Raw genomic sequence first — 13,209 nt, forward strand, 5'->3', positions numbered from 1 at the left:
TATAGAAGTGTTTTTACAAAATGAAGTGGCTTATTTAAAGCTAGGACAATGGTGATCGGCGCGCCACACTAATTGTCTTGATCCTTGCATTGTTTGTAATAAATCTCTACCTGACATTTGCGGGAACGCTAACAATACCTTGAGATCGAGAGGGGAGGTACCGTCTTTCTCATAGGCTCTTACGTGAGTAAAAGTCGATTGTAAGTGTTTGAACAGCATAGTCTTAGTAAGACAAATTCCAAAGTTATCGCGTTTCATTGCCTGGTTTCCTTTTCAACAATGTTTATACGTTATGTTTTTTATCCTGTTTCTATTGGACGTTGCCATTGATCGATACTTCCTGCTCATCAATGCTTCATTATTGGGTGCTGCTTTTATCAGTCACCTCTTCGTTGTTTGGCTAGCCGAGTTTGAAAATGGCGATGGATGAATAGGGGAGAAACTTAATCCGTTTGATCATCATTCGTAACTGCGAGCGCGCAACTTTTACTTATCGATACGTCCAGTGAGTGAAGAGTTGTTGTCGTTTTGTTAACCGAAACTTCGGTTTAAAGCGCTGCCTTAAAATTGCAACGTATAGCCCGGCAACAATAAACTCCTTCATATGCAACTATTATAATTGTATTTATTTTGAACAACCTAAAAAACAGCTAAAAGTTTAGTGATCTAGCTCAATATATATTCAGTTATTTGTCTTTTTTATCTAATCCGTTCTAAAAGTGCACGATTGCCCGAGTTGCACAACGTAAAGGAATATCAATTAATAATCCGCTCAATTATTTAGTTGAGTAACAGTCACAAATTCGCTTAAGTAGAAATGTCATCTAGTTAACTTGGTGTTAACATTGATCGTCTAACACTAGGGACGGTGGTATATGAAATGGAGCAGTATCAGTTTCCGTAAAAGGTTACTGATTATCATGACGGTCACTGGCCTCGTTGAACTTTTGATACTTTCAGCGGCTGGCTTTTACTACATCAAACAATCTCAAGAGCAAGAGATGGGGTTGAAAGCGTTAGGTGTTGCTGAATTTCTATCTGAATCACCACTTGTCACCACCATTATTCAAGAAAATGAAAGTGTGGACGCTAATGGCGTTCCCTACGTTTTGTCTGAAGAAACCCAAGTTAAATTTCGTAACCTTACCCAGCTCATTGGGGCAGCGTTTATTGTTGTGGGAGATGAACAGGGAATTCGCCTGATTCACCCTTACGATGACAGGCTCGGCAAACCAATGCGTGGTGGTGATAATCAAAAAGCGCTGGTATTGGGTGAGTCTTATGTATCGACGGCCAAAGGATCGCTTGGTTTTTCAGTTCGTGGTAAATCCGCGGTTAAAGACACGCAAGGGCACGTCATTGGTGTCGTGTCAGTTGGTTACTTATTGGATTCTTTACAAGATCGAATCGAACCGTATTTAGCTTTTTTAATTGTGATGGCGTTGCTGGTGGTTGCCGTCAATGCTTTGATTTCTAGCTATGTATCTCGCCGTTTTCAGCGCGCTATTTTAGGCTTTGAACCTGAAGAGATAGGCCGACTGTATGTCGAGTTAGACGTAACCATGAGTACCGTGAAAGAGGGTATTCTGAGCATCGATAAGCACGGCATTTTGCGTTCTATTAATAAGAGTGCCTGCGATATTTTGTCGATAGACAGGGATAAAGCACTCAACCAACAGCGCCTTTCTGATGTATTGCCAGGCAGTGATTTAGAACAACTGCTATCAACCGGCGACACAGACCACGATGTTGAATTGTATTTAAACAATAAGCGAATCATTGCCAACCGCAGCCCGATTATAGTGGCTGGTGAGGTGGTCGGGGCGGTATCGAGTTTCCGATTACGAGATGAAATCAACGATTTGACAGACCAGCTCTCACAAACCAAAGAATATGCTGATCTACTGCGTTCACAAACCCACGAGCATCAAAACAAGCTCAACACTATCAGTGGCTTGATCCAGATGGGCGAGTTGGACTCGGTACAACAACTGATTGGCCAAGAAACAGCACACTATCAAAGCCTTATCGAGTTCTTGCGTGAAACTGTTAAAGATCCGCTCATCGCAGGCATGCTCCTTGGGAAAACGGAGCGAGCGAGAGAAATTGGTTTAGAGCTTAAAGTTGAAGAAGGCTCAAGGCTTGAAGCGCTACCTAGCTGGTTGAACGCGGATGACGTTGTCACAATTCTTGGTAATCTGATTGATAACGCCTTTGATGCCACCATGACGGCCATTAAGCAAGAGGGACAAATTGCCCCAGCACGTCGGGTTATTGAAGTATCAATCAGTGATTTTGGTAATGAAATTATTGTAGAAGTAGAAGATAAAGGGTGTGGTTTACCGAAAGATTTGGCGACGAAAGCACTCACTGAAAAAGGTGTATCGAGCAAAGCGAAGCAAAATCGCGGTGTTGGTTTGTATCTGATTAAACAACTGGCAGACAGGTACCAGGGACAGCTTGAAATGGTCGACAACCACGATTTTGGTACGCGAATGACGGTTTATCTACCAAAAGAAGAACAATAACAATTAAGCACGAGCGATCTTACTAAGATCATCGTGACGGGAAAAGCATGGTTAAAGGAAGAACATAAATGAATGCAATCACGAGAGTCATGGTTATTGAAGATGATATTGCGATTGCAGAGCTGCACCATCGTTATTTAGAACAGATGGGTGGCTTTGATGTGGTCGGGATTGCGACAACACATTCTGAGGCTCTAATGCAATTAGACATTTTAAAGCCTGATTTGGTGCTATTGGATGTATATCTGCCTGATGGTTGTGGGCTCGATATTCTTAATCATGTAAGAGGGAGCAACCAAGGGTGTGATGTGATCTTGATTACGGCAGCCCGAGATGTGGATACGTTACAGCAGGCAATGCGCGGTGGAGTAGTGGACTATCTACTCAAACCAGTGATGTTTCCTCGGTTGGAAGCGGCACTGAAAAAGTATCAATCTCAACAGCAAGAGTTTGAAAGTGTGTCTGACCTTAATCAAGGCTTGGTCGACAAGATGCTGCAAGCCAATGCAAAAGCGGACTCAGGTAAAGTATCAACCTTACCCAAAGGAATTGATGGCGTAACGTTGGATAAGATCAGAGCCATTTTTCAACAAGCTGATGCTGTTAATATTACCGCCGATGAAGCCGGAGAACGAATTGGTGCTAGCCGAACCACCGCCAGACGCTATTTAGAGTTTTTGATTACGACTGGCGAGTTAGTCGCGGACTTAAATTACGGTACCGTAGGGCGCCCAGAGCGCTGCTATAACAAAGCGCAAAGATAAACACGACATCATCAAAATAAATATAAAGCCAGTTGAATAAGCTGGTTTTATCTTTCTCTTCCTTTCCTATTGCTCACTCCACCGACCAGATACCGTTCTTTCTTGACTACAATGTTTGAGAATGCTGATTTGCTTCTCCCTCGGGCCAAATGAACGGAGCTATCGATTAGAATTTGTTCGAAATGAGTCAATATTTAATCGATTGCTTTCACAGTGGTTGATGTAAATCAAATAGTCATAGACAATACCGTCCCGAATAGAGGTGATAGCTTTCACCCTCGTTTACCAAACGCATTCTCAAATTTAATAGGCGCTTACTATTGATGTAATAGTTAAGACCTATTATCTATTTTCGTATGTCGCTGATACCTTTGGCGAATACTAAAAACCTTGTTTTTATAGGAAAGATGATGGTAATACCTGAAAACAGCAGCATCGTTATTTTTGGTGCGTCGGGAGATCTAACTTACCGTAAGTTAATTCCTGCTTTGTACCACCTGTATGCTAGCAATCAACTACCAGAATCCTTTGCGATTCTTGGAGTGAGCCGTACTGAGTACAGCGATGAGTCTTACCGTGAGAAGCTGAAGAAGTCTCTTCAGGAAATGGAACAAACTGAACCAGAGACGCTGAATGCATTTATTGAACATTTGCATTACCAAGCGATCAACACTTCAGATGTAGACGATTACGCTCGTTTAGCACAACGTCTAGACAAACTTGAGCAAGACTACCAATTCGAAAACCACAACACTTTATTCTACTTGGCAACGCCGCCAAGCCTGTACGGTGTTATCCCAGCAAACCTTGCTGCGCATGGCCTTAACGATGAAACGAATGGCTGGCGCCGTCTGATCATCGAGAAGCCATTTGGTTACGATTTAGCTTCTGCCCAAGCGTTAGATGAAGAGATCCATCATCACTTCCAAGAACACCAGATCTACCGTATCGACCACTACTTAGGTAAAGAGACGGTACAAAACCTTCTAGTGCTTCGTTTCTCAAACGCGATGTTTGAACCACTGTGGAACCGTAACTTTATTGATTACGTTGAAATCACAGGTGCAGAATTCCTTGGCGTTGAAGAACGTGGCGGCTACTACGATGGTTCTGGCGCAGTTCGTGATATGTTCCAAAACCACTTGCTACAAGTATTAGCAATGGTTGGTATGGAACCACCAGCTCAAATTAATGCTGACTCTATTCGTGACGAAGTGGTTAAAGTACTTCAGTGTCTGAAGCCTCTTGAAGAAGAAGACCTGCGTAAAGATCTAGTGCTAGGTCAGTACACTGCTTCTGACGTTCGCGGCCAGCACTTGTTGGGTTACCGTGAAGAGCACGGTGTTGCAGATGACTCTCGTACTGAAACTTACATTGGTCTGAAAGCGCACATCAATAACTGGCGTTGGAATGGGGTTCCATTCTACGTGCGTACCGGTAAACGCTTACCAACACGCGTGACGGAAATCGTGATTCACTTCAAGAACACGCCGCACCCAGTATTTGGTCAAGATGCACCAGAGAACAAACTGATTATCCGTATCCAACCGGACGAAGGTATTCAGATGAGCTTTGGTTTGAAAGAGCCAGGCGCAGGCTTCAAAGCAAAAGAAGTGAAAATGAACTTCTCTTACTCTGACTTGCCAGAAACTCAAATGCTAACAGCTTACGAGCGTCTGCTTCTTGATGCGCTAAACGGTGACGCAACTCTGTTTGCACGTACCGATGCGGTAGAAGCATGTTGGAAGTACGTTCAACCAATCTTAGACTTCAAACAAGATCCTCAAGCACTGTTTGGCTATGCTTGTGGTACTTGGGGCCCACAGGAAGCGGATGAACTTCTGCAACGTGATGGCCGAGCATGGCGTTTCCCATGCAAAAACTTAACAGACACGGATTACTGCGAACTATGATCAACCACAAGATCCTTGAAACGCCAGAGCTAGTTGTTGAAAACCTAGCAAACGAAATGAAAGCGTACAGCGAGCAGGGAAAACCTGTTCACATTTCACTGTCTGGTGGTAGTACACCTAAAATGCTTTTCAAACTATTGGCTCAAGCGCCATACGCAGAAGGCATTCAATGGAACAACCTTCACTTCTGGTGGGGTGATGAACGTTGTGTTGCACCGGATGATGCTGAAAGCAACTACGGCGAAGCAAACGCACTTCTATTCTCTCAAGTGAACCTTCCTGCAGAGAACATTCACCGTATTCGTGGTGAAGATGAGCCAAAAGCTGAAGCTGAGCGTTTCGCTAAAGAGATGGCTGATGTGATTCCTTGCGAAAACGGCACACCTGTTTTCGATTGGATTCTGCTAGGTGTTGGCGCAGACGGCCACACGGCTTCACTATTCCCGGGTGCAACAAACTACCAAGATGAGAACCTGTCTGTACTGGCTTCTCACCCTGAGTCTGGTCAAATCCGTGTTTCTAAAACTGCGAAAGTTTTAGAAGCAGCAAAACGAATCAGCTACCTAGTACTGGGTGCAGGTAAAGTTGAGATCGTTAAAGAAATTCATACTACTCCTGCTTCAGAGTTGCCTTACCCGGCAGCGAAAATCCAGTCTAAAACTGGTGAAACAGAGTGGTTCCTAGATTCAAATGCAGCAAGTGCTATCGCATAAGTGCGACTAGCCGCAAGGAGATATAAATAATGAAAGGTGATATCGGTGTAATTGGCCTAGCAGTAATGGGTCAGAACCTTATCCTAAACATGAACGACCACGGCTTCAAAGTTGTGGCTCACAACCGTACTGCTGCGAAAGTAGACGAGTTTCTAGAAGGTCCAGCTAAAGGTACTAACATTGTTGGTGCTTACTCTCTAGAAGAGCTAGTTGAGAAACTAGAAACGCCACGTAAAGTGATGCTTATGGTTCGTGCTGGTGACGTTGTAGACACGTTCATCGACAACCTAATCCCACTTCTAGACGAAGGCGACATCATCATTGATGGTGGTAACACTAACTACCCAGACACTAACCGTCGCGTAGCGCACTGTCGTGAAAAAGGCATTCACTTCATCGGTACTGGTGTATCTGGTGGTGAAGAAGGTGCTCGTTTCGGTCCTTCAATCATGCCAGGCGGCGCAGCTGAAGCTTGGGAAGCGGTTAAGCCAATCTTCCAAGGTATCTCTGCAAAAACTGACGCTGGCGAGCCTTGTTGTGACTGGGTTGGTAACGACGGTGCGGGTCACTTCGTTAAGATGGTACACAACGGCATCGAATATGGCGACATGCAGCTTATCACTGAAGCTTACCAGTTCATGAAAGATGGCCTAGGTATGTCTGCTGACGAGATGCAAGCTGTATTTGCTGATTGGAACAAGACTGAGCTAGACAGCTACCTAGTTGAAATCACTGCTGACATCCTTGGCTACAAAGATGAAGACGGTGAAGCGCTAGTTGAGAAAATCCTTGACACTGCAGGCCAAAAAGGTACTGGTAAGTGGACAGGTATCAACGCACTAGACCTAGGTATTCCTCTAACACTTATCTCTGAGTCTGTATTCTCTCGTTGCCTATCTGCACTGAAAGATCAACGTGTTGAAGCTGAAGCTTTGTTTGAGAAGACAATCACTCCAGTTGAAGGCGACAAGCAAGAGTGGGTTGATGCACTACGTCAAGCTCTACTGGCTTCTAAGATCATCTCTTACGCTCAAGGTTTCATGCTAATGCGTGAAGCATCGAACGAAAACGGCTGGGACCTAAACTACGGTAACGTAGCGCTAATGTGGCGTGGTGGTTGTATCATCCGTTCTGCATTCCTAGGCAACATTCGTGATGCGTACGAAGCAAACCCAGACATTGCGTTCCTGGGTTCTGACGAGTACTTCAAAAACATCCTACAAGGCAGCCTAGTAGCATGGCGTAAAGTAGCAGCGAAATCTCTAGAGTCTGGTATCCCAATGCCATGTACGATTTCTGCGCTATCTTTCCTAGACGGTTACACAACTGCACGTCTACCAGCTAACCTGCTTCAAGCTCAACGTGACTACTTCGGTGCTCACACTTACGAGCGTACTGACCGTCCACGTGGCGAGTTCTTCCACACAAACTGGACTGGTACAGGCGGCGACACTGCTTCTACAACTTACGACGTATAATCGTTAGTTAGAATCAGTTAAGAACTTTGTTGTTCTTATTAGCTGTAAACTAGAAAACAAAAGGATGCCAATTGGCATCCTTTTTTGTTGGTTCTTAAAGAGAGTCATGTAAAGTAAATTTAATACAACCCGTTAAGCGAGCGCAGCTTGTGGACTTTGCATATCACTGTATTGCTCTCGTATCGAAATGAAGTCATCTAGGTTGTGCTTCAGCGCAGACACACACTCAGGATCAAACATCAGCCCAGTATGCGCTTCAATGTAGTCCATTACCTTGGATGCTGACCATGCGTGTTTGTAAGCTCGTTTACTCAGTAAAGCATCGAACACATCTGCTAGCGTTACAATTCTTGCCTCAAGTGGAATCGCTTCCCCAATGAGCGCATCTGGCAACCCTGAGCCATCAAACCGTTCATGATGGTGACGTACAATATTCTTGATGAACTGAACTTCTTCGCCACACATTGAGCTGTGGTGGGAAAGTGCAACCACGTCATCAATCATCTCTTCGCCATATATCGTGTGATTGTTCATGATGTTTCTTTCTTCTTCCGAAAAACGCTTAGTACTGAAGAGCACTTTGTCTGGGATTCGGTACTTACCTATGTCGTGAAATGGGGCATATAAGCGAATGCGGTGAACGAATTGGTGGGTAATCTCATTGTTACTGTGCGAAAGCGTACGTGCGAGTTGCTCGCTGTATTTTCCCATGCGAATCAGATGCTCCTTGGTTTCAGGATCACGTGCGTGCCCCATGTTTAGGGCGATTGCTAATGAGGACTGAAAATGTCTCTGACGTTCGAAGAGTTGCACAAACAGGTTCGAAATCGCTTGAGTGAGGTACGCGATGTCACTTTGTATTGTCTGCGTAGCAAAAAAGTCAGTGCATGATGCGTTGATGAAAACGAACCCGAGGTTACTCTCTTGGTAGTGGATTGGAGTGGTATAGCTACTTTGATGACCAAGTTTGAGTAGGTGGGAGATTTGCTTGGTCGGATTCATCAAAGAGAGGTCATCAACAATTCTTGTTTCTAATGATTCAGCCAGACGACTCAAAGCAGAGTTGGGTTTGATCTCCTGTTCGATGTAGTGATGCTTGGCGTTTTGGCACAGTGAATCGGATACAAAATAATTCGATGCTTTATTTTCACTGCATAGCACCACGGATAGCCGAGATAATATGGGGTAGTGTTCACGAGCTAGCCGGAAGAGATCATCGACTATGGCGACGATGTCCTTGTCTTGGGCCGCAGCTCTACTGAAATGGGAGTAGTCAAACATGTGGCAAGCCAACCTTTATTTATAATTATGTTATTGTTTAATTGGGGGTTTTTACCGTTTCGATATTCAATAAAACCATAGCACTGTGTTATTAAAATGTAATACTGCGTACTGAAAAACTTTAATAACATCACTAAATATATGGCTTTTGCATACGGTTACCGTAGGTTTTGTTAAGTTAAACCAGTTTCATAATCTTTAAGGGGGAGTTTTGTTCGCAGAATGTCTTAGTCTGTATAGCGAGCTAAGGTAGGGTGTTAAGTGACCAATTCGAAATTAATTTCAAAGATAAATAGGATAACGAGTATGCTTTATGCCATCATAAAGGCATAAATAAGGGCAATGGATGTAATGCCCAAGTGATTGAGCTAGAAATGGTCAGTGATGACGGTGTTCTAGAGTAAATTCAAGGCCTTTAGTTGCCTTGAAAAAGGTAATGTTATGACTGAAGAAGAAAGAATCGAACTGCAACAAAATAACCCGCTACATGGCTTAAAGCTTGAAACCATGATCACTGAATTAGTGGATCATTATGGTTGGGAAATCTTAGATGCGGCAATGCGTATGAACTGCTTTAACACTAAGCCGACTGTGGCAAGTGCTGTTAAATACCTGAAGAAAACGGAATGGGCTCGTGAGAAGGTTGAGAACTTCTATCTTTACCGTTTCAAGCGTATGCCTAAAGCGTCGGACATTGAATACCAAATGCCTCCGCGTTCACGTACATTCCGCCATGGGCTAGAGCCTCGCGAACCAATGGAATTGACGGTAGAGTCTATCCACGCTTCACAAGCTAAAGCTGCGTCTGCATTTAAAGAGCGCCGCGGCGGTAACGGTCGTAACTTTCGTCGTTAATAGAAAGGCGTCGCTAGTAAAAGGGCGTCGTTAACAAAGCGTCGTTATTAGGTGTTGTTAACTAATACACCTAAGTAGATAAGCGAAAAACACAAAAGGAGCCTATGAGCTCCTTTTTTAATTCGTTCGATTTAAACCGTAAATGGCTAAGCTTCGCGGTTCTTTCTTTGATTCTTCCAAAGATCGGTCAGATAAACGATCGCACTGACCAGTAAGAATAGCGCTGATACAGAAAACAGAGCGGGCATTTTTAGGATCCACGCGAATGTGGCAGCAAGAAAAGCGACAAAGCAAATGAGTCGACTTGATGACATGACATGACCGAGTTTAGTGTTCATAACGCCTCCTAATGAAGTCTCACTTTCGACAGGAGAATTATCCCACCTTTGGCAAAATAAAGGCTAAAAAACAGTCTAAATTGTTATCAAATTTGCTAATTGAAGGACTCGTCTCACATATTTTGGGTTGGCTATTTTATAAGCAATAAAATAACAAAATAGGTATGAGAAGGGGGTAGTCTTTTCGGTCTATCTTTCATGTTGAAAGCCTTATTGAACCGAATGTCTAGTTAGTTTAAAACTGAGTTAGCATAAACCTAGCTGGTATAGAAAAAGTAAGCGGTGATCAAAAAGCTCGCGATGATCACTGTGTTACGAACATACTGTTGAGGGATGCGGCGAGAGATTTTTGCTGAATAATAACCACCAACCAATGTACCCAATAATACAGCCATGCCAGACGGCCAATCAATCGAACCATTGACGATAAAAAACACGATCGCAGCGAGGGAAGCACATGCGGACACAAGCAGTTTGATGCCATTCATCACGTTGATGTTGGTGTAACCAGCAAGCGCCAAATAGCTCAATGTCACAATGCCCAAACCTGCATTAAAATACCCACCGTAGATACAGACAATCAAAAGCAATAAAGCGGAAAAGAATGCGCCTGCGCTGGTGGCGTGCTTATGCTTGGCTGTAGCTTGCTTAAGCCATTTATTAAGCGTGCCGCCAAACGTGAATAGCAGAGCCGCAAACAGCAGTAGCCAAGGAACGGATTGAGTGAACAGAGCTTCTGGTGTGTGAAGTAGCAAGACGGCCCCGATACCACCGCCAATTACACATAGAGCAATGGTCAACTTTAGTTGCTTAGTACCAGATTGAATTTCGTGGCACAGAGCGTAGGCTCCGCTAATGTATCCAGCACACGAAGCAAAGGTATTGGTCGCGTTGGCTGCTATTGGTGGAACGCCAGCAAACAATAGAGCAGGGAAGGTGATAAAGCTGCCGCCACCCGCAATGGAGTTAAGCACACCGCCAATCACGCCTGATAAGAATAGAATCAACCAATCCATAGTTTTAGAATCCAATACGTTAACTAATTGGTTACCTTACTTGAATTTGTTATGATATCAGCGCCATGTGTGTTGTAAAGATAGGTTTGTGAGTTTGCTACCATCTTTAATCGTTGGTTCGAATAGAGGCTCTAAATGAAAAAAGGAGCCAATAGCTCCTTTTGTTGAGGTTTAGTTGATTTAGCAGAGTATTACACTTCTACTGGCTTTGCTCTAAAGCTCTTGAATAGCTTAACTAGAATCGGGCTAGACAGAACTAATACCGCCAGAATTGTGAAGGTCATGGTAATTGGGCGTTCCCATAGGAAGCTGAGTTCACCATCGCTGATCATTAATGCGCGTCTCAAGTTCTCTTCCATCAAACCGCCCAAGATGAAGCCTAACAGCAGTGGTGCCAATGGGAAGCTGGCTAGCCTTAGTGCTATTGCTGCCATCGCAACCAGCAGCATCACAAATATGTCCATCGTGTTGAAAGACACCAAGTACACACCTGTGATTGAGAAGAAGATGATCATTGGCAGTAGAACCGTTCTTGGTACCGCTAACAGCTTAGAAATGTATGGGATCAAAGGCAGGTTCAAGATAACCAGTACGATGTTGCCAAAGTACATAGAGATAATCACCGACCAGAATACATCTGGGTGTTCAACGAACAGGCGCGGGCCCGGTTGAATACCGTAAGCGATTAATGCACCCAGCATGATAGCCGTTGTACCAGAGCCCGGAATACCCAGCGTTAGTAACGGAACGAATGAACCACTTGATGCTGCGTTGTTTGCCGATTCTGGAGCAACAAGACCACGAATGCTGCCTTTGCCGAACTCTTTCTGTTTGTCTTTTGGCGCTAGGCTACGCTCCATACCGTAACTTAGGAATGCCGCAATAGTGGCACCTGCGCCCGGTAGAACACCAGTAAAGAAACCGAGAATAGAGGAGCGAATCGACACCGGCGCGACTTCTTTGAACTCTTCTTTGGTGACCTTCATGCTGCCGATATCAGACATCTTTTGGCTTTCTTCAGCGCTGTTGTCTTGCTCAGGCTTAAGAATGCCCATTAAGGTTTCACCCAGTGCGAACGTCGCCATAGCCAGCAATAGGAAGCTGAAGCCATCCATTAGATCTGTTAGGCCGAATGTGAAACGTTCAACACCAACGCCTTTGTCGATACCTACGGTTGAAAGCATTAAGCCTAAGATAGTCATCATCCACGCCTTGATAACCTGTCCTGGGCCTGCAAACGCCGCTACAGCGGATAAACCTAGTAGCATCAGTGCAAAGTAGTCAGAAGACTGGAAGCTCAGTGATACGCTCGCTAGAGCCGGCGCTGCAATCAAAAGCATAATTGCTGAAAGTGTGCCGCCAGTAAAAGAAGAGTAAGCCGCGAGTGCAAGTGCTTTACCTGCTTGACCTTTTTGAGCCATCGGGTAGCCGTCAAACGCGGTTACTACCGTTGAAGAACAACCCGGAGCATTGATTAAGATTGATGACGTTGAGCCACCAAATACAGCGCCGTAGTACACACCAGCCATCAAGATTAAGCCTGAAGAAGGGTCTAGGCCATAAGTGATAGGAATCATCAGAGCAATGGCTGAAATTGGACCTAATCCTGGAAGCATACCGATGAAGGTACCAACGAAACAGCCCACGATGACCATCATGATGTTCATTGGCATCACGGCGGTCGAAAGTCCTTGTAAAATTCCGTCTAACATAATGTTGTCCCTACCAAAGAGTGAAGATTAAACCAGGCTCTAGGTAGATATCTAAGCCTTGAGTTAAAAGAAGAAAGAACGCGATAACGAAAGGAAACGACGCGCCAAATAAAACAGCTTTACGACGCTCACCCAGTAGGTAAAAGCCTGCAAGTAAGAAGAAGCTGGTTGCTAGAACAAAGCCAAGATAAGTCAGCCCAATACCGTACAGCGCCATTAACACCAAGAAGCCAATCAGCAGTTTCCAGTTCAGCGGCGTTGTGTCGCATATGACTTTCTTATCCGGTTGTCCTGTTATCAGCAGGATCAACGAAAGGCCAATGCCGATAAACGTCAACAGGGTAGGTAAGGTTCTTGCTGTGAAGGGTTCGTACTCGTCGCCGGGAAACAAAGGGATCAGCGTGGTTTGGTAGCCATAGCACAAGCACGCCAGCATAAAGATCATGGCTCCGATGCGATCCTTCGAAAGCAAAGATTCCTTACTCAGAAATTTGGTTGGTAAGTCCGACATGTCCAACTCCATTTGGGGTGGTGTAAAAAGTAAAAAAGCCGTACATGAGCGAGTTAATGAAGAATGTCTGGGATCACTAACTAAAGGTGAGCGAATGACA

Annotated in this window: 12 protein-coding genes; 6 read left to right on the top strand and 6 right to left on the bottom strand. The window is 44.4% G+C overall.

Going from position 1 to position 13,209, the window contains the following annotated elements:
* Positions 1-30 precede the first annotated feature (30 nt).
* Entirely contained in the window at positions 31-258 is a 228-nt protein-coding gene (locus tag L4C44_RS17100) for a hypothetical protein (protein ID WP_009846577.1), read from the bottom strand.
* 617 nt (positions 259-875) lie between these two features.
* On the opposite strand from L4C44_RS17100, the gene L4C44_RS17105 reads away from it, so the two are divergent.
* From L4C44_RS17105 to gnd, 5 genes are all read left to right on the top strand, one after another.
* A complete protein-coding gene (locus L4C44_RS17105; RefSeq protein WP_146489956.1) occupies positions 876-2,528 on the top strand; it encodes an ATP-binding protein in 1,653 nt (550 codons plus the stop codon).
* Between the two features lie 68 nt (positions 2,529-2,596).
* Positions 2,597-3,292: a response regulator gene (locus L4C44_RS17110; RefSeq protein ID WP_146489957.1), complete on the top strand. Its 696-nt coding sequence runs from the start codon at positions 2,597-2,599 to the stop codon at positions 3,290-3,292.
* A gap of 410 nt (positions 3,293-3,702) precedes the next feature.
* A complete protein-coding gene (gene zwf / locus L4C44_RS17115) occupies positions 3,703-5,205 on the top strand; it encodes a glucose-6-phosphate dehydrogenase (protein WP_063524298.1) in 1,503 nt (500 codons plus the stop codon).
* Complete coding sequence (gene pgl, locus L4C44_RS17120) at positions 5,202-5,918, top strand: 6-phosphogluconolactonase (protein ID WP_428805503.1); 717 nt, start codon at positions 5,202-5,204, stop codon at positions 5,916-5,918. Before zwf ends, pgl begins: the two co-directional genes overlap by 4 nt.
* Positions 5,919-5,947: 29 nt before the next feature.
* Positions 5,948-7,396 carry a decarboxylating NADP(+)-dependent phosphogluconate dehydrogenase gene (gnd, locus tag L4C44_RS17125; protein ID WP_428805449.1) on the top strand — a complete coding sequence of 483 codons (1,449 nt, stop codon included), beginning with the start codon at positions 5,948-5,950 and terminating at the stop codon, positions 7,394-7,396.
* A 132-nt stretch (positions 7,397-7,528) separates the two neighbouring features.
* Here gnd and L4C44_RS17130 read toward each other — a convergent pair whose 3' ends face one another.
* On the bottom strand, positions 7,529-8,689 hold the full coding sequence (locus tag L4C44_RS17130; RefSeq protein WP_428805450.1) for an HD-GYP domain-containing protein: 1,161 nt from the start codon (positions 8,687-8,689) through the stop codon (positions 7,529-7,531).
* A gap of 429 nt (positions 8,690-9,118) precedes the next feature.
* On the opposite strand from L4C44_RS17130, the gene L4C44_RS17135 reads away from it, so the two are divergent.
* Positions 9,119-9,532, top strand: coding sequence for a VF530 family protein (locus L4C44_RS17135; RefSeq protein ID WP_010438513.1), 414 nt, complete (start codon positions 9,119-9,121; stop codon positions 9,530-9,532).
* A 146-nt stretch (positions 9,533-9,678) separates the two neighbouring features.
* Here L4C44_RS17135 and L4C44_RS17140 read toward each other — a convergent pair whose 3' ends face one another.
* From L4C44_RS17140 to L4C44_RS17155, 4 genes are all read right to left on the bottom strand, one after another.
* Positions 9,679-9,870 carry a hypothetical protein gene (locus L4C44_RS17140; protein ID WP_055318310.1) on the bottom strand — a complete coding sequence of 64 codons (192 nt, stop codon included), beginning with the start codon at positions 9,868-9,870 and terminating at the stop codon, positions 9,679-9,681.
* 257 nt (positions 9,871-10,127) lie between these two features.
* Positions 10,128-10,886 carry a sulfite exporter TauE/SafE family protein gene (locus L4C44_RS17145; RefSeq protein ID WP_428805451.1) on the bottom strand — a complete coding sequence of 253 codons (759 nt, stop codon included), beginning with the start codon at positions 10,884-10,886 and terminating at the stop codon, positions 10,128-10,130.
* Between the two features lie 191 nt (positions 10,887-11,077).
* Positions 11,078-12,598: a tripartite tricarboxylate transporter permease gene (locus tag L4C44_RS17150; protein WP_048659453.1), complete on the bottom strand. Its 1,521-nt coding sequence runs from the start codon at positions 12,596-12,598 to the stop codon at positions 11,078-11,080.
* A 10-nt stretch (positions 12,599-12,608) separates the two neighbouring features.
* Entirely contained in the window at positions 12,609-13,109 is a 501-nt protein-coding gene (locus tag L4C44_RS17155) for a tripartite tricarboxylate transporter TctB family protein (protein WP_029405318.1), read from the bottom strand.
* Positions 13,110-13,209: the final 100 nt, after the last annotated feature.

It is taken from the genome of Vibrio satsumensis (assembly GCF_050337435.1).
In the GTDB taxonomy this organism is placed as follows: Bacteria; Pseudomonadota; Gammaproteobacteria; order Enterobacterales; family Vibrionaceae; genus Vibrio; species Vibrio satsumensis.